This is a genomic window from Streptomyces sp. NPDC005775 (assembly GCF_042871565.1).
Classification (GTDB): Bacteria; Actinomycetota; Actinomycetes; order Streptomycetales; family Streptomycetaceae; genus Streptomyces.
The window spans coordinates 280,998-307,085 of record NZ_JBIAIU010000010.1 but is presented as its reverse complement, the minus strand read 5'-3'; the positions used below and the strand labels follow the sequence as shown (position 1 = coordinate 307,085).

The following is a 26,088-nucleotide window of genomic DNA, read 5'->3' as shown; positions in this document are numbered from 1 at the left end:
GCCCCTGACCAGGCACGATCGGAGATGTCCCCGGGCAGCCGGACAGTCGGACAGCAGGGCGGGATCGCAGGAGGCCGGCCGGCCCGGTCCGACGGACACGACATGACACGACCGACGAGGAGCGCGGCACGGTGAGCGAGATCAGCGCGGGGGACGCGGTGGCGACGGCCGCTACGGCGGCCGGCTGGCGCCGGGCGGGTTTCGCCGGGGCCGCCATAGGTGTGATCGCCGCCGGTGCGGCGGCCGGGGTCGCGGTCGAGCGGCTGACGGTCGGCCGCGGCATGCGCAAGCGCGCGAGGCTGGCGCTGGACGCCACCGGACCGTACGGCTCGCTGCGCGGGCTGCCGGGCCGGGCCACCGCCGACGACGGCACCGAGCTGTACTACGAGATCGACGAGGTCGACCCGGGCGGCGGCAGCGGAACGGACGGCGCGCCCCCCGGCCCCGCCGCCGGTCCGCGCAGGCGCCGTCTCTTCGGCCGCAAGGCGCCCGCCCCGGTGACGGTCGTCTTCAGCCACGGCTACTGCCTCAGCCAGGACTCCTGGCACTTCCAGCGGGCGGCCCTGCGCGGCCTCGTGCGCACCGTCCACTGGGACCAGCGCAGCCACGGCCGTTCCGAGCGCGGCCGGGCGCAGGCGCAGGGCGTGCACGTCGGCATCGACCAGCTCGGCCGCGACCTCAGGGCCGTGATCGACGCGGCCGCCCCCGAGGGGCCCCTGGTGCTGGTGGGACACTCCATGGGCGGCATGACGATGATGGCGCTCGCCGACCAGTACCCGGCCCTGATGCGGGACCGGGTCGCCGCCGTGGCCTTCGTGGGTACGTCGAGCGGAAAGCTCGGCGAGGTCAACTTCGGGCTGCCGGTGGCGGGAGTGAACGCGGTGCGCCGGGTGCTGCCCGGCGTACTGAGGGCGCTCGGTTCGCAGGCCGAGCTGGTGGAGCGGGGGAGGCGGGCGACCGCCGACCTGTTCGCCGGGCTGATCAAGCGGTACTCGTTCGGCTCGCGGGACGTGGACCCGGCGGTCGAGCGGTTCGCCGAGCGGCTCATCGAGTCCACGCCGATCGATGTCGTCGCGGAGTTCTACCCCGCCTTCGCCGAGCACGACAAGAGCAACGCGCTGCCGCTGTTCCGGGACGTGCCGGTGCTGATCCTGGCGGGCGACAAGGACCTGGTGACGCCCAGCGCGCACAGCGAGGCGATCGCGGACGAGCTGCCCGACGCGGAGCTGGTCATCGTCCCGGACGCCGGACACCTGGTGATGCTGGAACACCCGGAGACGGTGACGGACCGGCTGGCGGACCTGCTGGTGCGGGCCGGGGCCGTGCCGGAGTCGTCCGAGGCGCGTGGGTGAGGGCGGGGGCGGTACCGGAGTCCGCCGGGGCGCGTGGGTGAGGGCCGGGGCCGTAGCGGAAATCCTCTAACGTTGGCGGGCATGGAAGCACCGCAGAACAGCCCGGCGGCCGAGCGCGCCGGAGGCATCCCCACGGGCACCGTCACCGTGACGCTGGCCGTCGAATCCCCCGAACAGATGCAGGCCCTGGGCCGCCGGCTCTCCGGGGTGCTGCGCCCCGGCGACCTGGTGATGCTCAGCGGCGAGCTCGGCGCCGGGAAGACGACCCTGACCCGCGGTCTCGGGGAGGGCCTGGGCGTACGGGGCGCCGTCACGTCCCCCACCTTCGTGATCGCCCGCGTCCACCCTCCGCTCGGAGCCGGCCCGGCGCTGGTCCACGTCGACGCGTACCGCCTGGGCGGTGGCCTCGACGAGATGGAGGACCTGGACCTCGACGTGTCGCTGCCGGACTCGGTGGTCGTCGTCGAGTGGGGCGACGGCAAGGTCGAGGAACTCTCCGAGGACCGGCTCCAGGTGCTGATCGACCGCGCGGTCGGCGACACGGACGACGAACGCCGCGAGGTGACGCTCGCGGGCATCGGCGCGCGGTGGGCGGGGCTGGGCGCGGAGTCCTGGGCCCCGTGGGACTCGGCCGGCGCCTGAGCGGCCGCGCTCCGGGCCTGTTTCCGACATGGTGTCGGCAAATTGTTGCGCGGGGCGGCACGGGCGTGGTGACATGGAGGGCGAGAGCAGGTTAGGTCTGCCTAACCGTGCCTTCCACCGGAGCCCCAGGAGGCGTCCATGCCGACATCGGAGCGAGAAGCGCAGCCGTCCCCGCGGGCGGTGTCGATGAGAGACCTGCTCGCCGCCGGAGCGGCGGCCGACGCGGTTTCCACCCCGCCCTGCCCGCGACCGCACGGCGGCGCGCCCGCGCCGCGCGAGGGCAAGGGCAAGGGCAAGGAACCGAAGACGAAGCGGGCCTGAGTCCGCGGGGCCGGGCTCGGCAACGGCAGCGCGGGACAGAGGCGTCGCGAGGCGGGCGGGCCGCTGAGAACGCGCCTACGGGACGACGACGACCTTCACGCCCACCGTGGCGAACGTCCACACCGCGCCGCCGTCCGCACGGGACATCCGTACGCCACCCGCCTTCAGCGTCGGGTCCGGGCTCTCCATCGAGCCGTCCTGCGCGGCGCTGAAGCCGATGGCCACGTCCTTGTTGGTCGCGAACCGGACCACGTGCTCGATCGGCACCCCGTCGGAGCCCGTGACGCGGCCCGAGCGCGAGGTCACCTGATAGGTGCCCGGAGCGGCCTGCACCGCGCTCGGCATCACCTTGAAGGTCCGGGTCGACTTGTTCTTCGCGTCCACCAGCCACACCCGGCGGTCACCGAGCGCGTAGACCACGCGCATCCCCGTGCCGGACGCGGCGGGAACCGCGAGGGGGTCCTTCTTCGGCTTCGGCTTGGCACTGCCGGCCGTGGCCGGGGCGCTGCTGGACGCCTTCGGCTTGGCGCCGAGGTCGTCCGGGACGTTCGCCGATGCCTGGTAGGCCAGGAAGCCGACCGCGACGACGGCCGCCGCGGTGAGCGCGGCCACGATTCCCGAGCTGCCCCTAGCCACCGTGCGCCTCTTTCACCGTCGTATGTCGTACAAGCGTTTACACGTACTCCGCGTATACCGGGTGACGGTAGCACCGGAGCGCCCCCGTCCCGGGACGCCGTACGGGGCGCCGTACCGCCCCCGGCGGAGCCGTAGGCTGTTTGCGTGCTCTTGCTCGCTATGGATACCGCCACCCCCGCCGTCACCGTCGCCCTGCACGACGGGACCCGCGTCGTCGCCGAGTCCGGTCAGGTCGACGCCCGAAGGCACGGGGAACTGCTGCTGCCCGCCGTCGACCGGGTCCTCGCCGAGGCCGGAGTGAAACTCGACGCCGTGACCGACGTGGCCGTGGGCGTCGGCCCCGGCCCGTACACCGGTCTGCGGGTCGGCCTGGTGACGGCCGCGACCTTCGGCTCGGCACTGTCCGTGCCCGTGCACGGGATCTGCACCTTGGACGCCCTGGCGTACGCCGCGGGGCGGGCAGGGGTGGCGGGCCCGTTCGCCGTCGCGACGGACGCCCGCCGCAAGGAGGTCTACTGGGCGCGGTACGAGGACCCCCTCACCCGGACCGGTGAACCCGCCGTGGACCGGCCCGCCGACATCGCGGAGCGGCTCGCGGGCCTGCCCGTCGTCGGGGCGGGCGCGGTGCTCTACCCCGAGGCGTTCCCGGACGCGCGCGGGCCCGAGCACGTCGCGGCCGGCGCGCTGGCCGCCCTCGCCGCCGAGCGCCTCGCCGCGGGGACGGAGCTGCTGCCGCCGCAGCCGCTCTACCTGCGCAGGCCCGACGCGCAGGTCCCGAAGAACTACAAGGTGGTCACCCCCAAGTGACCGCCACGACCGCAGCGCTGCGCGAGATGCGCTGGTGGGACATCGATCCGGTGCTCGACCTGGAGCACGAGCTGTTCCCGGACGACGCCTGGTCGGCCGGCATGTTCTGGTCCGAGCTGGCGCACGCCCGCGGGCCGCAGGCCACCCGCCGCTACGTGGTCGCCGAGGACCCGGTCTCGGGCCGGATCGTCGGATACGCGGGCCTCGCGGCGGCCGGTGACCTCGCCGACGTACAGACGATCGGCGTCACCCGCGGCCACTGGGGCGGCGGGCTCGGCTCCGAGCTCCTGACCGATCTGCTGAAGCACGCCACGGCCTTCGAGTGCGCCGAGGTGCTGCTGGAGGTCCGCGTCGACAACACACGGGCGCAGAAGCTGTACGAACGCTTCGGCTTCGAACCGATCGGCTTCCGCCGCGGCTACTACCAGCCGGGCAACATCGACGCACTCGTCATGCGCCTCCATGTACAAGAGCACGTACAAGAGCACGTACAAGAAAACGAGACTGACTGATGGCTGACGAACCGCTCGTACTCGGCATCGAGACCTCCTGCGACGAGACCGGCGTCGGCATCGTCCGGGGGACGACGCTGCTCGCCGACGCCGTCGCGTCCAGCGTCGACACGCACGCCCGTTTCGGCGGCGTCGTGCCGGAGATCGCCTCCCGCGCGCACCTGGAGGCCATGGTCCCCACGATCGAGCGCGCCCTGAAGGAGGCCGGCGTCACCGGACGCGACCTCGACGGGATCTCGGTCACCGCGGGCCCCGGACTCGCGGGCGCGCTGCTCGTCGGCGTCTCGGCCGCGAAGGCGTACGCGTACGCGCTGAACAAGCCGCTGTACGGCGTGAACCACCTCGCCTCGCACATCTGCGTCGACCAGCTGGAGCACGGCCCGCTGCCGGAGCCCACGATGGCGCTGCTGGTCAGCGGCGGTCACTCCTCGCTGCTGCTGGCCCCCGACATCACCAACGACGTACGGCCGCTCGGCGCGACCATCGACGACGCGGCCGGCGAGGCCTTCGACAAGATCGCCCGGGTGCTGCACCTCGGCTTCCCCGGCGGCCCGGTCATCGACCGCCTCGCCAGGGAGGGCGACCCGAAGGCCATCGCGTTCCCGCGCGGCCTGAGCGGCTCGCGCGACCCCGCGTACGACTTCTCCTTCTCCGGCCTCAAGACCTCCGTCGCCCGCTGGATCGAGGCGAAGCGCGCCGCGGGCGAGGAGGTGCCGGTACGGGACGTCGCGGCGTCCTTCCAGGAGGCCGTGGTGGACGTGCTCACGCGAAAGGCCGTCCGGGCCTGCAAGGACGAGGGCGTCGACCACCTGATGATCGGCGGCGGCGTCGCGGCCAACTCGCGACTGCGCGCGCTGGCCCAGGAGCGCTGCGAGCGGGCCGGCATCCGGCTGCGCGTGCCGCGGCCCGGACTGTGCACCGACAACGGGGCCATGGTCGCCGCGCTGGGCGCGGAGATGGTGGCCCGCAACCGGCCCGCCTCCGACCTGGAGCTCTCGGCCGACTCCTCGCTGCCGGTCACCGAGACCCACGTACCGGGCGCGCACCACACCCACGACCACGTGCACGAGGTCAGCAAGGACAACCTGTACTCATGAGCGGCAACGGCACGACCGTCGCGCTGATGTGGGAGGCCCGGGCCACCGAGGGCCGGGGCGCGGAACTCCTGGAGTGGGCCCGCGCCCGCGCCGGCGAGCTGGCGCGCCCCCCGCTGCGCAGCGAGCTGCTGTGCGCCCCGCAGGACCGCGTCCTGGTCCTCACGTGGTGGGAGGGCGCGTACGGCGACGACCTGCCCGAGCTGCCCGAGCCGGACGCGGCGATCGTCACCCGGCCGGTGCACCGCTGGCGCTTCGAGTCCCTCGGGCCCGCCGACCGCTAGTGCCGCGGTCCTCCTTGCCGCCGGTGCAGCACGGCGAGGAGGACCACCCCGGTGGCCGGTCGGCAAGATTCTCGGAAGAATTCCGGGGGGAAGTGTCGATTCGGCTGTCTCCCGTTCGACGCAGGGGTGAGAGGCGGGGAAGAGGTCCCCGCCCTCCCGACCGAGGAGCCACCATGCCGCGCTTCATGTCCCTCATCCGCCTCGACGAGCAGGCGGCCGCCGGTTTCGAGCCCGACCCCGGCTTCGACGAGCGGGTCACCGCCCTGTTCGAGGAGATCAACAAGGCGGGCGTGATGCTGGAGACGGCCGGCCTCACCCCCACCGCCCAGGGCACCCGCGTCCACTGGGCCGGCGGCCGGATCAGCCACACCGACGGGCCCTTCACCGAGACGAAGGAAGTCGTCGGCGGGTACGCCATCCTCCAGTGCAAGGACATGGAGGAAGCGCTGGAGTGGGCCAAGAGGTTCCTCCAGGTGCACCCGGAGAGCTGGACCGTCACCTGCGAGGTCCGCGCCATCGACGAACCCTGAGCGGACCCGGGTCGCGCTTGCCCGCGTCCGGTGCGGCTGCTCTGATGGGTGGCCGTGACGGCAACGGGCGCGGTGGAGACGGTGTTCAGGATCGAGTCCGCGCGGATCATCGCCGGTGTCGCCCGGATCGTCCGGGACGTGGGCATCGCCGAGGAACTCGCGCAGGACGCCCTGGTCGCCGCGCTGGAGCAGTGGCCGGAGTCGGGCGTCCCGGACAACCCGGGAGCCTGGCTCATGGCCACGGCCAAGCACCGCGCCATCGATCTCGTACGCCGCCGCGAGACGTACGCCCGCAAGCTGACCGAGATGGGCCGCGACCTGGACGGCGTCCGGGGCGAACCGGATCCGGGAGCCGCGGACCCCGACGCCATCGACGACGACCTGCTGCGGCTGATCTTCACCTCCTGCCATCCGGTGCTCTCCACCGACGCCCGGATCGCCCTCACCCTGCGGCTGCTGGGCGGTCTCACCACCGAGGAGATCGCCCGCGCCTTCCTCACCACCGAGCCGGCCGTCGCCCAGCGGATCGTCCGCGCCAAAAGGGCGCTGGGCCGCGCCCAGGTCCCCTTCGAGGTGCCGTACGGCCCCGAGCGCGCCGCCCGGCTCGGGTCGGTGCTCGAAGTCATCTACCTGGTCTTCAACGAGGGGTACGCGGCCACCGCCGGCGACGACTGGCTGCGCCCGGGGCTCTGCGAGGACGCGCTGCGGCTGGCCCGGGTGCTGGCCGGGCTGGTGCCGGGCGAACCCGAGGTGCACGGGCTGGCCGCCCTGCTGGAGCTCCAGGCGTCGCGCACCGCCGCCAGGACCGGGCCGGACGGCGCCCCGGTGCTGCTCGCCGACCAGAACCGGGCCCGCTGGGACCGGCTGCTGATCCGCCGCGGCTTCGCGGCCCTCATCCGGGCGAGCGACACGGCCGCGGAGACGGGGCAGGCCCTGGGCCCGTACGCGCTCCAGGCCGCCATCGCCGCCTGCCACGCCCGGGCGGTGCGCTACGAGGACACCGACTGGCCCGCCATCGCCGCCCTCTACGACCGGCTCGCCGCCCTGACCCCGTCACCGGTGATCGAGCTCAACCGCGCCGTCGCCGTCTCCATGGCCGAGGGCCCGGCCGCCGGTCTCGTCCTGGTCGACGCCCTGGCCGCGGACCCCGCGCTCAAGGCGTACCACTTGCTGCCGAGCGTCCGCGGGGATCTGCTGGAGCGGATGGGGCGTACGGACGAGGCACGTGCCGAGTTCGTACGGGCGGCGGAGCTCACCCGCAACGAACGGGAACGGGCGCTGCTCCTGGGCCGGGCGGGCCGATGAGTTCCGGGCTCGCGACCGGTCTACCTTGCACGGCACTCAGTACACCGCGTACCCCGCGTGAGGAGAAGACCATGCAGAAGGTCACCACGTTCCTGTGGTTCGACAACAACCAGGCCGAGGAGGCGGCGGACCACTACATCTCCGTCATCGGCGGCGACTCGCGCGTCCTGGACGTGACCCGCTGGACCGCGGCGTCGCCGGGCGAGGACGGCGCGGTGATGACGGTCCGCTTCCAGCTGGAGGGCGCCGAGTACATCGCGTTCAACGGCGGACCCGAGTTCCCCTTCAGCGAGGCCGTCTCCCTCTCCGTCGAGTGCGCCTCGCAGGAGGAAGCGGACCGGCTGTGGGACGAGCTCACCGCCGACGGCGGCCAGGAGAGCCAGTGCGGCTGGCTCAAGGACAAGTTCGGCGTCTCGTGGCAGATCATCCCGCCCGGTCTCGGCGAGGCCCTGACCGACCCGGACCCGGACAAGGCGGCCCGCGCCATGAAGGCGATGCTCGGCATGAGGCGCCTCGACATCGAGGCCCTGCGCAACGCCTGACGCGTCGTCACACGGTCGGGGCGGTGTCCGGCGCTCGATAGGGTCTGGCCCATGTCCAGTCGATCGGCGCTGCCGCCGTCCCCGCCGCCCGTGGAGATACGCACCTGGCCCGACCGGGGAGCACTGCTCGCCGACCGGGCCTTCATCCTGGGCGCGTTGGTGAAGATGCACATCGGTCCCGGCCGCCTCGGGCTGCTGTGGTCGTGGGGAGCGGTCGGCGCGCTCGGCTGGGCGCTGATCGGCACCGCGTTCGTCGCCTTCGAGCAGTCGTCCGACGTCTTCAGCGCGGTCTTCGGTGTGATCATGCTGGCCATGGGCGCCTGCTGCCTGGTGCCGGCCGTCATCCTCGTCGTCATCGGCCTGCGCCGGGACCAGGAGGTCCGGCGACTGCTCGAGCAGTGGGGGGCGTTGGACCGCGATCCGGCGAGCGACGCCGCGTACCGGCTGCCGGGCCTGAGCCTGGTCTGGCTCCTCGGCTCCTTCGCGCTCTGCGCCTGCGGACTGTACGCCTGCTTCGCCGTCCCGGCGGGCGCCGTCCGGGGCGATGACACCTACGGCCTGATGGCCCTGGTCATGGGCCTCGGGTTCATCGCCTGGCTGATCGGCCTCATCGGCATCACCAAGGCCTTCCGGCACCGGCGTTGGGTCCTGCGGACGCTGCTCGGAGTGCCCGCCCCCGAGCCGCTGATCTCCGTGGGGGGTGGCGCGCACCGCTGAACCCGGCCCTGGCGGCTGCCAGCAGTACGTGGGTCCGCAGCCGCTCTCGCAGGTGTACGCGGAGGATCTGACCGACCTCGCCTGACGCCACGCACCTGAGACCGGGTGCGTGAGGCCACGCACCTGAGGCCGGGCAGCGGTCACCCGAGGCCGGCCTCCGGGCCGGTCACGGGACGGCCGATCAGCATCGTCGGCGCGTCCGCCACCCTGGTCAGGAAGACCGTGGCCGCATGGGGGCCCCGAAGCTTCATCTTCCGTCGCAGTTCCTCCGGTTCGACCGCCGAGCCACGCTTCTTGACCGTGAGGACGCCGACCTCCCGCTCGCGCAGCAGCGCCTTCAGCCGCTTCGTGTTGAAGGGGAGCTGATCGGTGATCTCGTAGCCGGCGGTGTACGGGGAGTCGTGCAGCTCGTCACTCGTGACGTACGCGATCATCTCGTCGAACAGCCGCCCGTGGCACCGCTCCACGATCCCGGCGACCAGATGCGCCCGGATCACCGCGCCGTCCGGCTCGTACAGGTAGCGCCCCACCGGGCCGACCGGCGGGGCGGGCAGCGCGGCGGGAGCGGACAGCGTGGCGCCCGACGGCAGCAGCGTCGCGCGGTAGGAGCCCGCCTCGAAGCCCTCGCCGAACCAGAGCACCGCCTCCTTCACGTCGCCGCCGTCCGAGATCCACTCGGCCTCCGCCTGCGGCCCGATCGCCTCGTGCGGGACGCCCGGGGCGATCTTCAGCGCGGCCGTGGGCGCCTTCAGCGCGGCCGCGGTCGCCCAGGACAGGGGCGGGGAGTACGCCTCCGGGTCGAAGATCCGGCCGCGTCCGCCCCGGCGGGCCGGGTCGACGAACACCGCGTCGTAGGGCGAGGTGTCGATCTCCGTGACGTCGGCGCACCGCACCTCGATCAGCGCCTCCAGGCCGAGCGCGGCGGCGTTCGCCCGGGCCACCTCGGCGGTCAGCGGGTCGCGGTCCACGGCGAGGACGGAGATCCCGGCCCGGGCCAGGGCGATCGCGTCGCCGCCGATCCCGCAGCAGAGGTCGGCGACGCTGCGCACCCCGGCGTCCGCGAACCGCCGGGCGCGGTAGCCGGCCACCGAGGTGCGGGTCGCCTGCTCGACCCCGTTCGGCGTGAAGAACATCCGGTGCGCGTCCTCGGCGCCGAACTTCGCCTCCGCCCGCTGCCGCAGCCGGGCCTGCCCCAGCGCCGCCGACACGAGGGCGGCCGGGTGGGTGCGGCGCAGCCGGGTGGCGGTGGCCAGTTCGGTGGCGGGGTCGTACGCCCGCAGCCCGGCCAGCAGCCCGGTGCCCTCGGGTGTGCGCAGGGCCCGGAAGGCGGCGAGGGGGTCGGGGGCGTCGGACGGGTCGGTCGGGGCGAGAGCGTTCACCCGCCCCATTGTGGGCCAGTCGGCTGCGCGCCAGCCGGGGGACCGTGCGGGGTGGGCGTTGTGTCGTCCCGGATGCCCGGTCCCGGGCTGGCAGGATGCGGCGCCATGCAGCCAGTACGACAAAAGGAAGAACTCACCATGAAGCGGCGCAGACCAGGTGTGGACTCGGCCGGCCAGGGCGGCGGGAAGCGCGGGCAGGGCCACCTGCGGCGCCGCCCGGGCTACGCGGTACTCGCCGCCCTCCTGGTGGCAGCCGTCGGCTCGGGCTGTGCGGCCGAGACCGGCGACCGTGCCCCCGTCGACCCCGGGCGCGCGGCCGCGGCGCAGGCCGGGCAGCCGGGCGGCCCCCCGGCGGGCGCGGCGGGTTCCGTGGCGGCGCAGGCCGAGAAGGCGAGCCGCGCCCGGGCCGCGCGGGCCGTCGCCGCCAAGAAGTGGGGTCTGGCGAGCACCCCGCTGACACCGCCGGCGCCGCCCGCCGTGAAGCCGCACATCACCACCCGCAAGGGCTTCGAGGTCGAGGGCGGTGACGCCTCGCTGCCGCCGGTCTTCACCACGGTCCCCACCAAGGAGAAGATCGTCTTCCTGACGATGGACGACGGGGACGACAAGGACCCCGAGCTGCTGAAGATGATGTCGGACCTCAACATCCCGTACAGCGCCTTCCTCAGCGACTACCTGGTGCGCGACAACTACACGTACTTCAAGGAGGCCCAGGTCCGCGGGGCCGTCCTCGGCAACCACACGCTGAACCACCGTTACATGCCCGGGCTCTCCCATGACGAGCAGAAGCACGAGATCTGCGACCAGCAGGAGATCCTCGAGAAGCAGTACGGCGAGCGCCCCCGGCTCTTCCGGCCGCCGTACGGCAACTACAACGGCGACACCCTGCGGATCGCCAAGTCCTGCGGCATCACGGCGGTGCCGCTGTGGGCGGCGGAGGCGTTCCCCGACCACATGGAGTGGCGGGAGGAGGACCAGGACCTGCATCCCGGCGACATCATCCTCACGCACTTCCGGGGCGAGAAGGACTGGAAGGGCAGCATGCCCGACCTGATCCGGTCCGTCATGAAGGTCATCACGGACAAGGGTTACGCCGTGGCCCGCCTGGAGGACTACGTATGAGGAGGGCGCGCCGGCTGCTGGCCGGGCTGCTGACCGCCGGTGCGCTCCTGACCGCCACCGCCGGCTGCGCGCAGTCGGTGGACCCGATCGAACGGCTGGGCCGGAAGGCGGCGCAGCGGGTGAACCCGCCGCCCGGCGGTCACGGGGCTGGGTCCGCCGCGGTGCGCGGTGATCACGGCGCGCCGGGGGCGATGGTCGTCGTCGCCTGCGGCGGCCCTGCGGCGGCCGGCGGTTCCCGGGTGCGAGCGTCGGTCCACCACTGGTGGCCGGACGGGCGGCCGGCGCGGCACGGCGGGGCGTCCGGGACCGCGGTCGCGGGGTGCGCGAGCCGGTGACCGGAACGTTTCACGGGCGCAGCCTCACGGAGGGCGCCCCCTTCTGACGCCACGAGTCCGACGCCACGAGGGACGTGAATTGGCACTCCGCTTGACCGAGTGCTAATCGCGGTCATAGTCTCAGTGCTGGCACTCCCCACTGGAGAGTGCCAGCAGTACTGTGCGACCAGCAGGTCCGGCACCCGCGACGACGGGCCCACCTGGTCGCCACCCAAGACTGATAACCCCGTGAGATCTCCGAAGGGGGAGACCGGATCGTGTCGACCAGCACCAAGGTTGCGATCAAGCCGCTCGAGGACCGCATTGTGGTCCAGCCGCTCGACGCCGAGCAGACCACGGCCTCCGGCCTGGTCATTCCGGACACGGCGAAGGAGAAGCCCCAGGAGGGCGTCGTCCTGGCCGTGGGCCCGGGCCGCTTCGAGAACGGCGAGCGCCTTCCGCTCGACGTCAAGACCGGCGATGTCGTGCTGTACAGCAAGTACGGCGGCACCGAGGTGAAGTACAACGGCGAGGAGTACCTCGTCCTCTCGGCCCGCGACGTGCTCGCGATCATCGAGAAGTAATTCACCTTACGTTTGCTTCTGTTCTGCGCCCCTGGCCCCCTGCGAGATAACTAGCCGGGCGGCAGGGGCGCAGTTCTTTGTTTTGAGAGGACAGTTCAGCTCCATGGCGAAGATCCTGAAGTTCGACGAGGACGCCCGTCGCGCCCTCGAGCGCGGCGTCAACAAGCTTGCCGACACGGTGAAGGTGACGATCGGTCCGAAGGGCCGGAACGTCGTCATCGACAAGAAGTTCGGTGCGCCCACCATCACCAACGACGGTGTCACCATCGCGCGCGAGGTCGAGCTGGACGACCCGTACGAGAACCTCGGTGCCCAGCTGGTGAAGGAGGTGGCGACCAAGACCAACGACGTAGCGGGCGACGGTACGACCACCGCCACCGTCCTGGCCCAGGCGCTCGTCCGCGAGGGCCTGCGCAACGTGGCCGCGGGCGCGTCCCCGGCCGCCCTGAAGAAGGGCATCGACGCCGCGGTCAAGGCCGTGTCCGAGGAGCTCCTCGCGACCGCCCGCCCGATCGAGGACAAGTCCGACATCGCCGCCGTGGCCGCGCTCTCCGCGCAGGACACCCAGGTCGGCGAGCTCATCGCGGACGCGATGGACAAGGTCGGCAAGGACGGTGTCATCACCGTCGAGGAGTCCAACACCTTCGGTCTGGACCTCGACTTCACCGAGGGCATGGCCTTCGACAAGGGCTACCTGTCCCCGTACATGGTGACCGACCAGGAGCGTATGGAGGCCGTCCTCGACGACCCGTACATCCTGATCCACCAGGGCAAGATCGGCTCGATCCAGGAGCTGCTCCCGCTCCTGGAGAAGGTCATCCAGGCCGGTGCCTCCAAGCCGCTGCTGATCATCGCCGAGGACGTCGAGGGCGAGGCCCTGTCGACCCTGGTCGTCAACAAGATCCGTGGCACCTTCAACGCCGTCGCGGTGAAGGCCCCGGGCTTTGGTGACCGCCGCAAGGCCATGCTCGGCGACATCGCCACCCTCACCGGTGCGACCGTCATCGCCGAGGAGGTCGGCCTCAAGCTCGACCAGGCCGGTCTGGACGTGCTGGGCACCGCCCGTCGCGTGACCGTCTCCAAGGACGACACCACCATCGTCGACGGTGGCGGCAAGTCCGACGAGGTCGCCGGCCGCGTCAACCAGATCAAGGCCGAGATCGAGTCCACGGACTCCGACTGGGACCGCGAGAAGCTCCAGGAGCGCCTGGCGAAGCTGGCCGGCGGTGTCTGCGTGATCCGCGTCGGCGCTGCCACCGAGGTGGAGCTCAAGGAGAAGAAGCACCGTCTGGAGGACGCCATCTCCGCGACCCGCGCCGCGGTCGAGGAGGGCATCGTCTCCGGTGGTGGCTCCGCTCTGGTCCACGCCGTCAAGGTCCTCGAGGGCAACCTCGGCAAGACCGGTGACGAGGCCACCGGTGTCGCGGTCGTGCGCCGCGCCGCCGTCGAGCCGCTCCGCTGGATCGCGGAGAACGCCGGTCTCGAGGGCTACGTCATCACCTCGAAGGTCTCCGAGCTCGACAAGGGTCAGGGCTTCAACGCCGCGACCGGCGAGTACGGCGACCTGGTGAAGGCCGGCGTCATCGACCCGGTCAAGGTCACCCGCTCCGCCCTGGAGAACGCCGCGTCCATCGCGTCGCTGCTGCTCACGACCGAGACCCTGGTCGTCGAGAAGCCGGCCGAGGAAGAGGCCGAGGCCGGTCACGGCCACGGTCACTCCCACTAGCGGTCAGCTTTTCCCGCGCAAGCGGCGAGGTCCGGCACCCCTGGGGGGTGCCGGACCTTTTTGCTTGCGGCCCCCGCGCGGGGCCTTGCGTGTGCGGGCCCTTGCGTGCGCGGGCTCTTCGGGGGCCGCGGCTTGAACACCGCCTGCCGTGCGTGCGGGCCGTAACCGGCCGTTCACTGCGGCCCGTACTTGCGGCCGGTCCTGGAGGTGACACCCCCGAGCAGGCTGCGCGGCGTCACCTTCACCAGTCCCATCAACGCCTTGTAGCGCGGGTCCGGGATCGAGAGCGACTTGCCGCGCGCCAGGTCCGCCAGCGCCGTCGCCACCAGCTTGTCGGCGTCGAGCCACATCCAGCCCGGGATGTTGCCGGTGCCCATCCCGGCCCTCTGGTGGAACTCCGTCCGTACGAAGCCGGGGCAGAGCGCCATCAGCCGCACCCCCGAACCGGCGAGGTCCTTCGCCGCGCCCTGGGTGAACTGCACGACCCAGGCCTTGGACGCCCCGTACGTACCGCGTGGCACGAACGCCGCCACGGAGGCCACGTTCACGATGCCGCCCCTGCCCCGCTCCTGCATGCCGGCCGCGGCCGCCGAGGTCAGCCGCAGCACCGCCTCGCAGTGCACCTTCAGCATCGTCAGCTCGTCGGCCATCGAGACGTCGAGGAAATGGCCCTTGTTGCCGAACCCGGCGTTGTTGACCAGCAGATCGACCGACTGCCTGCGGTCGGCCAGCCTGGTCTCGACCGCGGCGATCCCGTCGTCCGTGGACAGGTCCGCGGTCAGCACCTCGGCCTCGATGCCGTGCCGGTCGTGCAGTTCGGTGGCCTGTTCGCGCAGCCGGTCGGTGTCGCGGGCCACCAGGACGAGGTTGTGTCCCTCGGCCGCGAGCCGCCGCGCGAAGGCGGCCCCGATGCCCGCGGTCGCGCCGGTAATCAATGCAGTCGTCATACGCGGCACGTTAGTGCCCCGCGTGGACCTCGGGACGACCCGCCCGCCCACCGGGCCCGACACCGTTCCCCCAGGCGGCCGGGGGTCCGGCCGCAAGGCCGCCGGGCGGTCAGGACGCCGCGAGCTCCTCCGCGTACGCACGCGCCTTCCGCAGCGCCGCGGGGTGCAGCGCCTCACCGGCCGGGAGGAGCAGCGGCAGCAGATCACGCCGGGTCGTCACGGCCCGGAACTGCAGTTCCACCGTCACCTCGTGGTCCGGGCGGTGCACGATCTCGATGGGGTCGCCGGCCCGGATGCCGCCCGGCGTGATCACCCGGAAGTACGCGCCGGGGGCCGCCGCCCGCGTGAACCGCTTGACCCAGCGCGCCTCGTCGAGATGGCTCGCGAACGTACGGCACGGAATCCGGCCGGAGGTGACCTCCAGGACCAGTTCGGCACCGATCCGCCAGCGCTCGCCGATCAGCGCGCCGCTGACCGTCGCCCCGCTCGTGGTGAGGTTCTCGCCGAACGCGCCGTTGGCCAGCGGGCGCCCCAGCTCCCGCTCCCACCCGTCGAGCTCCTCGCGGGCGAAGGCGTACACGGCCTGGTGCGAGCCGCCGTGGTAGCGCAGGTCGCAGACCGCGTCCCCGGCCAGGCCGCTGCCGCCCTCGCCCGCGGGGCCGGGATCGCAGACCCGTATGAGCCCCTCGACGGGGCGCTTGTCGATCCCGGTCACGCCGCTGGGGGCGTCGGTGTACGAGGCCGCCTCGGCACGCCCGGTGTTCACGGTCAGCACAGTCATCGCAGTCATGCCCGCACGGTAGCGAGTGCCCGCCCAAAGGCGCACGCCGATAATGCGCAGGCAACCCAAGAATCCCTTATATTCGAAGGGTGATCGAAGCCCGTCATCTCCGAGTCCTGCGCGCCGTGGCCGGTACCGGCTCCTTCTCCGCCGCCGCCCGCGAGCTGGGCTGCACCCAGCCGGCCGTGAGCCAGCAGATGAAGGCCCTGGAGTCCTCGGCGGGCACCACGCTGCTCATCCGCACCGGACGCGAGATGCGGCTGACCCAGGCCGGGGAGGCGCTCGTGCGCCACGCCTCGGGCATCCTCGCCGGACTCACCGCCGCGGAGGAGGAGGTCGCCGCGATCGCCGGGCTGCGGGCCGGCCGGGTCCGGCTGGTCTCCTTCCCGAGCGGCAGCTCCACCCTGGTCCCGGGCGCCCTCGCGGCGCTCCGGGCCGCCCATCCCGGCACCCGGGTATCCCTGGTCGAGGCCGAGCCGCCCCGCTCGGTGGAGATGCTGCGCGACGGCGACTGCGACATCGCGCTGGCCTTCCGGTACGGCACGCAGGGCGCCGAGTGGGACGACCTGGTGGTGCGGCCCCTGCTCACCGACCGGCTGATCGGGCTGGTCCCCGAGGGCCACGGGCTGGCGGACCGGGACGAGGTGGGCATCGGGGAACTCGCCGGGGAACCGTGGATCGCCGGCTGCCCGCGCTGCCGCCGGCAGCTGGTGGAGGTCTGCGAGGCATCCGGCTTCACCCCGCGGATCGACTTCGCCACCGACGACTACCCGGCGGTGATCGGTCTGGTCGGCGCGGGCCTCGGGGTGGCCGTGCTTCCGGCACTGGCGATCGAGTCGGTACGCCCCCGGGGGGCCAGGACCGTCACGGTGGAGCCCGCCATCGAGCGCGAGATCGTCGCGCTGACCCTGCCCGACCTCGCGCAGGTGCCCGCCGTGGCGGCCACCCTGGACCAGCTGTCGCTGGCGGCCGCCCGCTGAGCGCTCCGCCGTGGGCCCAGGGGCCTGGGCCGCGCGAGTGAAGGAACGTTTCTGCTCTGATCGGGTGCGGTGGGGTCAGCCGTGTCCGGGCGGGGACGAGGGGGCCGCCGCGCTGATCAGCCGGTTGCGGGCCCGTCCCATGAGCTCCTCGCGCTCGTCCTCGGTCAGCCCTCCCCACACCCCGTAGGGCTCACGTACCGCCAGCGCGTGGGCGGCGCACTCGGCGCGCACCGGGCACCGCATGCAGACCTCTTTCGCGGAGGTCTCGCGGGCGCTCCGGGCGGCTCCGCGTTCCCCCTCGGGATGGAAGAACAGCGAGCTGTCGACCCCTCGGCAGGCCGCCAGCAGCTGCCAGTCCCACAGATCGGCGTTGGGTCCGGGAAGGCGGGAGAAATCTGCCATTGCTTGTCCCCTCGAAACCATGCTGAGTCGGAAACGTCGTGGTCGTCCGTCGTACCGTGCCCATGACCGTACATCTACGGTGTTAGTAGATGTAAATATGACTGATTGCGAATCTAGTCACAGACACCAGCAAAAGGGAAGAAAACCCGCTAAATGGGGCATAAGTTCGTGCGAAGTTTCGGTTGACGCCTGGACGACCCGTGGCGCTCTCCTCCGTACCCGGCCCCTCACGTAGAGTGCCGAACCCGGCTGTCCGACCCGTAACTCTTTCGAGTGACCATCGTTGAGAGTGCGGAGGCGGTTGGCAGAGAAAGCGATCGGGCAGATGTCCGAGAGCGTCAACCGCACAGGTGACGACTTGTAACAGCCTGGAGGCACAAGGTGACGCGCATCAGCTGCGGGGGGCGGTCATGACATCCGTTCTCGTCTGCGACGATTCCCCGCTTGCCCGAGAAGCGCTCCGTCGCGCGGTCGCGACCGTGCCCGGCGTCGAGCGCGTGACGACGGCGGCCAACGGGGAGGAAGTCCTCCGCCGCTGGGGTGCCGACCGTTCGGATCTGATTCTGATGGACGTACGCATGCCCGGTCTGGGCGGTGTGGAGACCGTCCGTCGGCTGCTCTCCGCCGACCCCGGGGCGCGGATCATCATGCTGACCGTCGCCGAGGACCTCGACGGGGTCGCGCTTGCGGTCGCCGCCGGGGCCCGGGGGTACCTGCACAAGGACGCCTCCCGGGCGGAGCTCAGGGCGACCGTCACCCAGGCGCTCGCCGATCCGACGTGGCGGCTCGCCCCGCGCCGGCTGCGGTCGGCCGAGATGGGTGCGGCCCCCACGCTCACGGCGCGTGAGATCCAGGTGCTCGAGGGGATGAGCCACGGCCGCTCCAACGCGGAGATCGGCCGTGAACTGTTCCTCTCCGAGGACACGGTGAAGACGCACGCCCGGCGCCTGTTCAAGAAGCTCGGCGCCTCGGACCGCGCTCACGCGGTGGCGCTCGGTTTCCGCTGGGGGCTGGTCCGCTGAGGGCCGGCCGTGAGCGGCCACCGATCGATTCCCCGTCCGCTCGCGGGCGGACGGGGCGACCCCGGGCCAGGGGTGCGGAGCCGGGACGTCTCCCCGGACACGACCCGCTCGTACCCCGCCCGTGCAGCCCGCCGCCCCGCGGCATGTGACGCTTCCCGGCCGATGACGCATCCTTGAGACGTGGAGTTCCTCGGGAACGATTCGGTCGAGCGGAAGGGGAGGGCGCAGGACATGACTTCCGGCGCACCCGCTCATAACGCTTCAGTGCACAACTACGGACGCGGTGCCGCGGATGACGCGGCGCCGGGGCACCATGGTTCGATGCGCGAGGACGGAACGACGGTGATCGGTGCCCTGGTGCATCGCGCCGTCGAGGGCGACGCGCAGGCCACCCATGATCTGCTGGCCCACGTCCACCCCCTCGCGCTGCGCTACTGCAGGTCCCGGCTGAACCGGCTGCCCGGTGATGCCCGTCACTTCGTGGAGGACCTCGCGCAGGAGGTCTGTGTCGCGGTGCTCATGGCGCTGCCGCGGTACAAGGACACCGGCAGACCCTTCGAAGCCTTCGTCTTCGCCATCGCCGGCCACAAGGTGGCCGACCTCCAGCGAGCCGCGATGCGGCACCCGGGATCGACCGCGGTGCCCTCCGACGAGATGCCGGAGCGGCCGGACGACTCGCTCGGGCCCGAGGAGCGGGCGCTGCTCAGCAGCGATGCCGCCTGGGCCAAGAAGCTCCTCGCCAACCTGCCGGAGAACCAGCGCGAGCTGCTGGTCCTGCGGGTCGCCGTCGGGCTCACCGCCGAGGAGACCGGACAGATGCTCGGCATGTCGCCGGGCGCCGTCCGGGTCGCCCAGCACCGCGCGCTCAGTCGGCTGCGGGCGCTCGCGGAACAGTGACGACGAGCCCTGCCCGGGCCCGTAGGAAGCTACAGAACCTCCCGGTGATCTTGCCCGTGGAATGAGACACCCCCGGAGGCCGTTAGCATGGACATCCGCACCGATCAAGGCCATTTGGGGAAGGTGTCATGACTGCAAACGTCGACGGAGTGCCCGAGAAATTCGCGACGCTCGGGCTGACATACGACGACGTGCTGCTGCTGCCCGGCGCATCCGAGGTGCTGCCGAACGCGGTCGACACCTCGACGCTCATCTCGCGGAACGTACGCGTGAACATCCCGCTGCTCTCCGCCGCGATGGACAAGGTGACCGAGGCCCGCATGGCCATCGCCATGGCCCGTCAGGGCGGCGTCGGCGTACTCCACCGCAACCTCTCGATCGAGGACCAGGTCAACCAGGTCGACCTCGTGAAGCGGTCCGAGTCCGGCATGGTCACCGACCCGATCACGGTCAGCCCGGACGCCACGCTCGGCGACGCCGACGCGCTGTGCGCCAAGTTCCGCATCAGCGGCGTCCCGGTCACCGACCCGGCGGGCAAGCTGCTCGGCATCGTCACCAACCGCGACATGGCCTTCGAGTCGGACCGCTCGCGCCAGGTGCGCGAGGTCATGACGCCGATGCCGCTGGTCACCGGCCGGGTCGGCATCTCCGGCGTGGACGCCATGGAGCTGCTGCGCCGCCACAAGATCGAGAAGCTTCCGCTGGTCGACGAGGCGGGCATCCTCAAGGGCCTCATCACGGTCAAGGACTTCAAGAAGGCCGAGCAGTATCCGAACGCGGCCAAGGACGCCGAGGGCCGCCTGCTCGTCGGCGCGGCCGTCGGCGCCAGCCCGGAGGCACTGGACCGCGCCCAGGCGCTGGCCGGGGCAGGGGTGGACTTCCTGATCGTCGACACCTCGCACGGCCACAACAGCAACGCCCTCAACTGGATGGCGAAGATCAAGTCGGCCGTGGACGTGGACGTCATCGGCGGCAACGTCGCGACCCGCGACGGCGCCCAGGCCCTGATCGACGCCGGCGTGGACGGCGTCAAGGTGGGCGTCGGCCCCGGTTCGATCTGCACCACCCGAGTGGTCGCCGGCATCGGCGTCCCGCAGGTCACCGCGATCTACGAGGCCGCACTGGCCGCCCGCGCGGCGGGCGTCCCGGTCATCGGCGACGGCGGCCTGCAGTACTCCGGCGACATCGGCAAGGCGCTCGCCGCCGGTGCCGACAGCGTGATGCTGGGCTCCCTCCTCGCGGGGTGCGAGGAGTCGCCGGGCGAGCTGCTCTTCATCAACGGCAAGCAGTTCAAGTCGTACCGCGGCATGGGCTCGCTGGGCGCGATGCAGTCCCGCGGACAGGGCCGCTCGTACTCGAAGGACCGCTACTTCCAGGCCGAGGTGTCCTCCGACGACAAGCTCGTCCCCGAAGGCATCGAGGGCCAGGTGCCCTACCGCGGCCCGCTGGGCAACGTGCTGCACCAGCTCGTCGGCGGACTCCGCCAGACGATGGGGTACGTGGGCGCGGCGTCCGTCGACGAGATGGAGAGCAAGGGCCGCTTCGTACGGATCACCTCGGCGGGTCTCAAGGAGAGCCACCCGCACGACATCCAGATGACGGTCGAAGCACCGAACTACAGCAGGAAGTAAGGCGACAGCGCAGGTGAGGGGCGGTCCGGGGTTCCCGGGACCGCCCTCAGCCCGACCGCGACTTGGGGGGCGTCGCTGGGCTGGGTGCGCGCATCTGCGGCGTTGACGTCGGTCCACAACGCTCCGCGTTGCCTCCCTCCTCCGCCCTGCAGCCGCACGCACCCAGCCCCGCTCCTTCACCCACCCCCCATGTCGCGGTCGGGCTCGCTGGTGCGTCGGGGATACTGGACAGCGCAGACGTAGAGGGAAAGGCCACACCATCGTGACTGAGATCGAGATCGGGCGCGGCAAGCGCGGCCGCCGGGCATACGCATTCGACGACATCGCCGTCGTCCCGAGCCGCCGGACCCGCGACCCGAAGGAGGTCTCGATCGCCTGGCAGATCGACGCCTACCGCTTCGAGCTGCCGTTCCTGGCCGCCCCCATGGACTCCGTCGTCTCCCCGCAGCACGCCATCCGCATCGGCGAGCTCGGCGGCCTCGGCGTGCTCAACCTGGAAGGCCTGTGGACCCGGCACGCCGACCCGCAGCCGCTGCTCGACGAGATCGCCGAGATGCCGGTCGAGTCCGCGACCCGCCGGCTCCAGGAGATCTACTCCGCCCCCATCCAGGAGGAGCTGATCGGGCAGCGCATCAAGGAGGTGCGCGACTCCGGTGTCGTCACCGCCGCCGCGCTCTCCCCGCAGCGCACCGCGCAGTTCTCCAAGGCCGTCGTCGACGCGGGTGTGGACATCTTCGTCATCCGCGGGACGACGGTCTCCGCCGAGCACGTCTCGGGTGCGGCCGAGCCGCTCAACCTGAAGCAGTTCATCTACGAGCTGGACGTCCCGGTCATCGTCGGCGGCTGCGCTACGTACACCGCGGCCCTGCACCTGATGCGTACGGGCGCGGCCGGTGTCCTCGTCGGCTTCGGCGGCGGCGCCGCGCACACCACGCGCAACGTCTTCGGCATCCAGGTCCCGATGGCCACCGCGGTCGCCGACGTGGCCGGTGCCCGCCGTGACTACATGGACGAGTCCGGCGGCCGGTACGTGCACGTGATCGCGGACGGCGGCGTCGGCTGGTCCGGCGACATCCCGAAGGCCGTCGCCTGCGGCGCGGACGCCGTGATGATGGGCTCCCCGCTCGCCCGCGCGACGGACGCGCCGGGCCGCGGCCGCCACTGGGGCATGGAGGCCGTCCACGAGGACGTGCCGCGCGGCAAGCTGGTCGACCTCGGCTCCGTGGGCACGACGGAGGAGGTCCTCACCGGTCCTTCGCACACCCCCGACGGCTCGATGAACATCTTCGGCGCGCTGCGCCGCGCGATGGCGACGACGGGGTACAGCGACCTCAAGGAGTTCCAGCGCGTCGAGGTGACGGTGGCGGACTCGCAGCACCGGCGCTGACCGCACGGAACATGACGGGAGGGCCCGGACCGCGATCGCGGTCCGGGCCCTCCCGTGTGCGGTGCCCGCGGTCCGACTAGTCGGACGTCTTGCGGGCGGTGGAGAACGCCACCACGGCCGCGACCACGAAGAAGAGGGCGCCGATGAAGTCGATCTCTTCCTTCCACGCCGTGTTCAGGTCGCTGAAGTGGTCGAAGAAGATCTCGGTGACCGAGAGCGGGACGATGTCGCTGAGCAGGATCGCCGCACCGAGCAGCTGACCGAGGTACACGCCGAGCAGCGCGAAGACGCCACTGATGACCGGCAGGGCGGGGTTGCGGCCGCCGAGCTTGCCGGCGGCGAAGCCGACGAGGGCGCCGACACCCACGGCCGCGTAGCCGATCTCGTGCTCCGTGGCGCCGATGATCCCGCCGTAGATCCCGGCCGCGACGAGGGCCGCCACGAACGCGACGAGCACACCGAGCCCGACGTTGTTGCGCGCCGGTGCCACCGGAGCGAACGGTGCGCCGCCGCCGAACGGGGCGCCGGCCGGCTGCTGACCCGCGAACGGGTTGCCGGTCGGGGCGCCGGGCTGGCCGGGCTGCGGCTGGCCGGGCTGGGCGGCGTACGGGTTGCCCGGCTGCGGCTGCGGCTGGGCGTCGTACGGCTGGTTCGGCGGTGGTACGGGCGTGCTCATTTTGGGTTCCCCCTGGGACTGTGGCGCACGAGTGTGCGATGAGTGACGCCGCAGGCTAGCAGCCGGTTCCGACATCGGCCCACAGAAATCCTTGGGGGAACTGCGATCAGAGCCGGTGTGCGGCCCCCGCCGGGGTCGCGCCACGCGTGTCCAGGAGGAGCTGCGCCTTCACCGCGAGTCCTTGGAGGTCGTAGGTGCGGTGGTGCTGGAGCAGGACCGTCAGGTCGGCGCTGGAGGCGGCCTCGTACAGCGAGTCGGCGCGGGGGACCGGGAGTTCACGTACGCGCCAGTCCAGGACGTGCGGATCGTGGTAGCCGATCTGGGCACCCATGTCCATCAGCCGGGTGGCGATCTCGCGCGCGGGGGAGGCCTCCTGGTCGGCGAGATCGGGCTTGTAGGTGACGCCGAGGAGGAGGATCCGGGCGCCCCGGACGGATTTCCCGTGCTCGTTGAGGAGGGTGGCGCAGCGCTGGATCACGTACTGCGGCATCCGGTCGTTGATCTCCTGGGCGAGCGAGACCATCCGCAGCGGGTGTCCGGGGGTGCGGCTGTTGTACGGGAGGTAGCCCGGGTCGACCGGGGCGCCGTGGCCGCCGACGCCGGGGCCGGGGCGGAAGGGCTGGAAGCCGAAGGGCTTGGTCTCGGCGCACCTGATGACGTCCCACAGGTCGACGCCGAGGTCGTGGCAGAGCACCGCCATCTCGTTGACGAGCGCGATGTTGACGTGCCGGAAGTTGGTCTCCAGGACCTTCGTCATCTCGGCCTCGCGGGGGCCGCGGGCGCGGACGACCTTGTCGGTGAGCCGGCCGTAGAAGGCGGCGGCCGATTCGGTGCAGGCGGGAGTGAGGCCGCCGATGACCTTGGGGGTGTTGGCGTAGACGTGGGCGCGGTTGCCGGGGTCGAGCCGGGTGGGGGAGTGGGCCAGGTGGAAATCGCGTCCGCCGCGCAGGCCGGAGCCCTCTTCGAGGAGGGGGAGCAGGAAGTTCTCCGTGCTCCCGGGGGGCACGGCCGATTCCAGGAGCACCGTGGTGTGGGGGCGCAGCCGAGCCGCGAGGGCACGGGCGGCGTCGCCCACGCCGGTGAGGTCGAGGGTGCGGTCCGGGCCGAGCGGGGTGGGCGCACAGATCACGGCGGTACGGACCCGGCCCAGCTCGGCCTGGTTGGTGGTGGGGCGGAAGCCACCCGAGAGCATCCGGCGGATGTCGGACGCGGTGAGCGATCCCTCGACGGGGGTGCGGCCCGCGGAGATCTCCGCGAAGGCCCGGGGGTCGGTGTCGTAGCCGATGGTCTGGATACCGGCGGCGACGGCGGCTTGGGCGAGGGGCAGGCCGAGGTGACCGAGTCCGATGACGGCGAGGTCTGCAGGCACGTGGGTGGCCGTCCTTCCCTAAGACCATGAGGACAGAAAGCGCAACCGCTGTGGACAGCGCAATGTCAGACTAGGCGTAAATATGACCTATATGTCGCATTGTGGGCTCGTGATCGTCCGGGTGTTGTCCACAGGCGGTGGCTGAAGTCGCCGAGCCCGGACAGAATCGAGAGGTGGGCACGGGCATTCGACCCCGCGGTCGGACCGCATCCCCGTGCCGGACCACCCCGATCTACCGGGAGGCAGCAGTGAGGACAGCGACACTGGGACCCGCGGAGCGCGCCGAGGCGCTCGCCGCGATGGCCGAGCGCGAACTGGACGTGCTGGTCGTGGGGGCGGGCGTGGTCGGCGCCGGGACAGCGCTCGACGCGGTGACGAGAGGACTTTCGACCGGGCTGGTCGAGGCGCGCGACTGGGCGTCCGGCACGTCGAGCAGGTCGAGCAAGCTGATCCACGGCGGACTGCGCTATCTGGAGATGCTCGACTTCGCGCTCGTCCGCGAGGCACTGAAGGAGCGCGGGCTGCTGCTGGAGCGCCTGGCCCCGCACCTGGTGAAACCCGTGCCGTTCCTCTACCCGTTGCAGCACAAGGGCTGGGAGCGGCTGTACGCGGGTTCGGGCGTCGCGCTGTACGACGCGATGTCGGTGTCGTCCGGCCACGGCCGCGGACTGCCCATGCACCGGCACCTCTCGCGTGGCCAGGCCCTGCGGGTCGCGCCCGCCCTCAAGCGGGACGCCCTGGTGGGCGCCCTCCAGTACTACGACGCCCAGATGGACGATGCCCGCTATGTGGCGACGCTGGTGCGCACCGCCGCCGGGTACGGCGCGCAGGTCGCGAACCGGGCGCGGGTGATCGGCTTCCTCCGGGAGGGTGAACGTGTCGTCGGCGCCCGGGTGGAGGACGCCGAGGAGGGTGGTGTCTACGAGGTCAGGGCCAAACAGGTGGTCAACGCCACCGGCGTCTGGACGGATGACACGCAGGCGCTGATCGGCGAGCGCGGCCAGTTCCACGTACGGGCGTCCAAGGGCATCCACCTGGTCGTCCCGAAGGACCGCATCCACTCCTCCACGGGCCTGATCCTGCGGACCGAGAAGTCCGTGCTCTTCGTCATTCCGTGGGGACGGCACTGGATCGTCGGGACGACGGACACCGACTGGGACCTGGACAAGGCGCATCCGGCCGCGTCCAGCGCGGACATCGACTATCTGCTCGAACACGTCAACTCGGTCCTGGCCACCCCGCTGACCAGGGACGACGTCGAGGGCGTCTACGCGGGCCTGCGGCCCCTGCTGGCGGGCGAGTCGGACGCGACCAGCAAGCTGTCGCGCGAGCACACGGTGGCGCACCCGCTGCCGGGCCTCGTCGTCGTCGCGGGCGGTAAGTACACGACCTACCGGGTGATGGCGAAGGACGCCGTCGACGAGGCGGTGCACGGCCTCGACCAGCGCGTCGCGGAGTGCGTCACCGAGGACATCCCGCTGCTGGGCGCCGAGGGCTACCGGGCCCTGTGGAACGCCCGGGCCAGGATCGCGGCCCGGACCGGCCTCCACGTCGCCCGGGTGGAGCACCTGCTGAACCGGTACGGCTCCATGGCCGAGGAGATCCTGGAGCTGATCGTCGCCGATCCGGTGCTGGGTGAACCGCTGCCGTCCGCCGACGACTACCTGAAGGCCGAGATCGTGTACGCGGCCTCCCACGAGGGCGCGCGCCACCTCGACGACGTACTGACCCGGCGCACCCGGATCTCCATCGAGACCTTCGACCGGGGCACGCGGTCCGCCCAGTTGTGCGCGGAGTTGATGGCGCGGGTGCTCGGCTGGGACGAGGGCCGGATCGAGCGCGAGGTCGCGCACTACGAGAAGCGGGTCGAGGCGGAACGGGAGTCGCAGCGCCAGCCCGACGACCTGACGGCGGACGCGGCGCGGCTGGGGGCGCCGGACATCGTGCCGATCTAGTGCCGCGTCCGGCCGGGAGGCGGGCCCGTGTCCAACTGCCCCCGCCGGCACGAGGCGACGGCGGATCGCGCCGGGAATACGGTGGTCCGGAGCGTCGCTGTCCACGACGAGCCGTGGTAGGCAGGGGTGTGCCCGCGTGAGATGTGGTTCGCTGGGCAGGGGTCCGCAGGCGCG

At 72.0% G+C, this 26,088-nt stretch carries 28 protein-coding genes; 21 read left to right on the top strand and 7 right to left on the bottom strand.

Features of this window, described 5'->3' with window-relative positions; all coding sequences use genetic code 11:
• The first annotated feature begins 131 nt into the window (after nt 1-131).
• From ACFYPA_RS24010 to ACFYPA_RS24000, 3 genes are all read left to right on the top strand, one after another.
• Nucleotides 132-1,352: an alpha/beta fold hydrolase gene (locus tag ACFYPA_RS24010; protein WP_389134093.1), complete on the top strand. Its 1,221-nt coding sequence runs from the start codon at nt 132-134 to the stop codon at nt 1,350-1,352.
• A gap of 81 nt (nt 1,353-1,433) precedes the next feature.
• The gene (gene tsaE, locus ACFYPA_RS24005; protein ID WP_359078403.1) at nt 1,434-1,994 is read left to right on the top strand and encodes a tRNA (adenosine(37)-N6)-threonylcarbamoyltransferase complex ATPase subunit type 1 TsaE; all 561 of its coding nucleotides are present in this window, start codon (nt 1,434-1,436) and stop codon (nt 1,992-1,994) included.
• A gap of 138 nt (nt 1,995-2,132) precedes the next feature.
• On the top strand, nt 2,133-2,315 hold the full coding sequence (locus ACFYPA_RS24000) for a hypothetical protein (RefSeq protein WP_389134091.1): 183 nt from the start codon (nt 2,133-2,135) through the stop codon (nt 2,313-2,315).
• Between the two features lie 75 nt (nt 2,316-2,390).
• Here the strand turns inward: ACFYPA_RS24000 and ACFYPA_RS23995 are convergent, their stop codons facing one another.
• On the bottom strand, nt 2,391-2,927 hold the full coding sequence (locus ACFYPA_RS23995) for a hypothetical protein (RefSeq protein WP_359078914.1): 537 nt from the start codon (nt 2,925-2,927) through the stop codon (nt 2,391-2,393).
• Between the two features lie 183 nt (nt 2,928-3,110).
• Between ACFYPA_RS23995 and tsaB the strand changes: the two genes are divergently transcribed.
• The 8 genes from tsaB to ACFYPA_RS23955 all read left to right on the top strand — a co-directional run bounded on the left by tsaB (nt 3,111) and on the right by ACFYPA_RS23955 (nt 8,742).
• Complete coding sequence (gene tsaB, locus ACFYPA_RS23990; RefSeq protein ID WP_359078916.1) at nt 3,111-3,758, top strand: tRNA (adenosine(37)-N6)-threonylcarbamoyltransferase complex dimerization subunit type 1 TsaB; 648 nt, start codon at nt 3,111-3,113, stop codon at nt 3,756-3,758.
• Complete coding sequence (gene rimI, locus ACFYPA_RS23985) at nt 3,755-4,270, top strand: ribosomal protein S18-alanine N-acetyltransferase (RefSeq protein WP_359313718.1); 516 nt, start codon at nt 3,755-3,757, stop codon at nt 4,268-4,270. The genes tsaB and rimI overlap by 4 nt, the downstream gene beginning before the upstream one ends.
• A complete protein-coding gene (gene tsaD, locus ACFYPA_RS23980; protein ID WP_359078409.1) occupies nt 4,270-5,367 on the top strand; it encodes a tRNA (adenosine(37)-N6)-threonylcarbamoyltransferase complex transferase subunit TsaD in 1,098 nt (365 codons plus the stop codon). Before rimI ends, tsaD begins: the two co-directional genes overlap by 1 nt.
• A complete protein-coding gene (locus ACFYPA_RS23975) occupies nt 5,364-5,648 on the top strand; it encodes a hypothetical protein (protein ID WP_389134088.1) in 285 nt (94 codons plus the stop codon). Before tsaD ends, ACFYPA_RS23975 begins: the two co-directional genes overlap by 4 nt.
• 173 nt (nt 5,649-5,821) lie before the next feature.
• Nucleotides 5,822-6,178, top strand: coding sequence for a YciI family protein (locus ACFYPA_RS23970; protein ID WP_359078413.1), 357 nt, complete (start codon nt 5,822-5,824; stop codon nt 6,176-6,178).
• 54 nt (nt 6,179-6,232) lie between these two features.
• Nucleotides 6,233-7,483, top strand: coding sequence for an RNA polymerase sigma factor (locus tag ACFYPA_RS23965; RefSeq protein ID WP_359078415.1), 1,251 nt, complete (start codon nt 6,233-6,235; stop codon nt 7,481-7,483).
• A 71-nt stretch (nt 7,484-7,554) separates the two neighbouring features.
• Entirely contained in the window at nt 7,555-8,025 is a 471-nt protein-coding gene (locus ACFYPA_RS23960) for a VOC family protein (protein WP_359078417.1), read from the top strand.
• Between the two features lie 51 nt (nt 8,026-8,076).
• Nucleotides 8,077-8,742, top strand: a complete 666-nt coding sequence (locus ACFYPA_RS23955; protein ID WP_389134084.1) for a hypothetical protein — start codon at nt 8,077-8,079, stop codon at nt 8,740-8,742.
• A 140-nt stretch (nt 8,743-8,882) separates the two neighbouring features.
• Here ACFYPA_RS23955 and ACFYPA_RS23950 read toward each other — a convergent pair whose 3' ends face one another.
• Nucleotides 8,883-10,130, bottom strand: coding sequence for a methyltransferase domain-containing protein (locus ACFYPA_RS23950; protein ID WP_389134083.1), 1,248 nt, complete (start codon nt 10,128-10,130; stop codon nt 8,883-8,885).
• Between the two features lie 96 nt (nt 10,131-10,226).
• Between ACFYPA_RS23950 and ACFYPA_RS23945 the strand changes: the two genes are divergently transcribed.
• The 4 genes from ACFYPA_RS23945 to groL all read left to right on the top strand — a co-directional run bounded on the left by ACFYPA_RS23945 (nt 10,227) and on the right by groL (nt 13,867).
• Complete coding sequence (locus ACFYPA_RS23945; protein WP_389134081.1) at nt 10,227-11,243, top strand: polysaccharide deacetylase family protein; 1,017 nt, start codon at nt 10,227-10,229, stop codon at nt 11,241-11,243.
• Nucleotides 11,240-11,578: a hypothetical protein gene (locus ACFYPA_RS23940; protein WP_389134080.1), complete on the top strand. Its 339-nt coding sequence runs from the start codon at nt 11,240-11,242 to the stop codon at nt 11,576-11,578. Before ACFYPA_RS23945 ends, ACFYPA_RS23940 begins: the two co-directional genes overlap by 4 nt.
• 254 nt (nt 11,579-11,832) lie before the next feature.
• The gene (gene groES / locus ACFYPA_RS23935) at nt 11,833-12,141 is read left to right on the top strand and encodes a co-chaperone GroES (RefSeq protein ID WP_024490209.1); all 309 of its coding nucleotides are present in this window, start codon (nt 11,833-11,835) and stop codon (nt 12,139-12,141) included.
• Nucleotides 12,142-12,244: 103 nt separating this feature from the next.
• Entirely contained in the window at nt 12,245-13,867 is a 1,623-nt protein-coding gene (groL, locus tag ACFYPA_RS23930; RefSeq protein ID WP_148020263.1) for a chaperonin GroEL, read from the top strand.
• 173 nt (nt 13,868-14,040) lie between these two features.
• On the opposite strand, the gene ACFYPA_RS23925 is transcribed toward groL, so the two are convergent.
• Complete coding sequence (locus tag ACFYPA_RS23925) at nt 14,041-14,814, bottom strand: SDR family NAD(P)-dependent oxidoreductase (protein ID WP_389134078.1); 774 nt, start codon at nt 14,812-14,814, stop codon at nt 14,041-14,043.
• Nucleotides 14,815-14,923: 109 nt separating this feature from the next.
• Entirely contained in the window at nt 14,924-15,595 is a 672-nt protein-coding gene (locus ACFYPA_RS23920) for an MOSC domain-containing protein (protein ID WP_359078918.1), read from the bottom strand.
• Between the two features lie 89 nt (nt 15,596-15,684).
• Between ACFYPA_RS23920 and ACFYPA_RS23915 the strand changes: the two genes are divergently transcribed.
• The gene (locus ACFYPA_RS23915) at nt 15,685-16,575 is read left to right on the top strand and encodes a LysR family transcriptional regulator (RefSeq protein ID WP_359078427.1); all 891 of its coding nucleotides are present in this window, start codon (nt 15,685-15,687) and stop codon (nt 16,573-16,575) included.
• 75 nt (nt 16,576-16,650) lie between these two features.
• On the opposite strand, the gene ACFYPA_RS23910 is transcribed toward ACFYPA_RS23915, so the two are convergent.
• Nucleotides 16,651-16,977 (bottom strand): WhiB family transcriptional regulator, encoded by a 327-nt coding sequence (locus tag ACFYPA_RS23910; protein ID WP_018550557.1) that lies wholly within the window; start codon nt 16,975-16,977, stop codon nt 16,651-16,653.
• Nucleotides 16,978-17,387: 410 nt separating this feature from the next.
• On the opposite strand from ACFYPA_RS23910, the gene ACFYPA_RS23905 reads away from it, so the two are divergent.
• The 4 genes from ACFYPA_RS23905 (at nt 17,388) to ACFYPA_RS23890 (ending at nt 21,914) form a co-directional block, all read left to right on the top strand.
• Nucleotides 17,388-17,999, top strand: a complete 612-nt coding sequence (locus ACFYPA_RS23905; RefSeq protein ID WP_003948568.1) for a response regulator transcription factor — start codon at nt 17,388-17,390, stop codon at nt 17,997-17,999.
• Nucleotides 18,000-18,320: 321 nt separating this feature from the next.
• Complete coding sequence (locus ACFYPA_RS23900) at nt 18,321-18,896, top strand: sigma-70 family RNA polymerase sigma factor (protein ID WP_148020273.1); 576 nt, start codon at nt 18,321-18,323, stop codon at nt 18,894-18,896.
• A 128-nt stretch (nt 18,897-19,024) separates the two neighbouring features.
• Entirely contained in the window at nt 19,025-20,527 is a 1,503-nt protein-coding gene (gene guaB / locus ACFYPA_RS23895; protein ID WP_359078429.1) for an IMP dehydrogenase, read from the top strand.
• 262 nt (nt 20,528-20,789) lie between these two features.
• Nucleotides 20,790-21,914, top strand: a complete 1,125-nt coding sequence (locus ACFYPA_RS23890) for a GuaB3 family IMP dehydrogenase-related protein (protein WP_173315126.1) — start codon at nt 20,790-20,792, stop codon at nt 21,912-21,914.
• A gap of 76 nt (nt 21,915-21,990) precedes the next feature.
• Here the strand turns inward: ACFYPA_RS23890 and ACFYPA_RS23885 are convergent, their stop codons facing one another.
• Nucleotides 21,991-22,590: a hypothetical protein gene (locus ACFYPA_RS23885; RefSeq protein WP_359078431.1), complete on the bottom strand. Its 600-nt coding sequence runs from the start codon at nt 22,588-22,590 to the stop codon at nt 21,991-21,993.
• Nucleotides 22,591-22,696: 106 nt separating this feature from the next.
• Nucleotides 22,697-23,959, bottom strand: coding sequence for a nucleotide sugar dehydrogenase (locus ACFYPA_RS23880; protein ID WP_359078432.1), 1,263 nt, complete (start codon nt 23,957-23,959; stop codon nt 22,697-22,699).
• Nucleotides 23,960-24,207: 248 nt separating this feature from the next.
• Between ACFYPA_RS23880 and ACFYPA_RS23875 the strand changes: the two genes are divergently transcribed.
• On the top strand, nt 24,208-25,914 hold the full coding sequence (locus ACFYPA_RS23875) for a glycerol-3-phosphate dehydrogenase/oxidase (protein ID WP_359078434.1): 1,707 nt from the start codon (nt 24,208-24,210) through the stop codon (nt 25,912-25,914).
• The last annotated feature ends 174 nt before the right edge of the window (nt 25,915-26,088 follow it).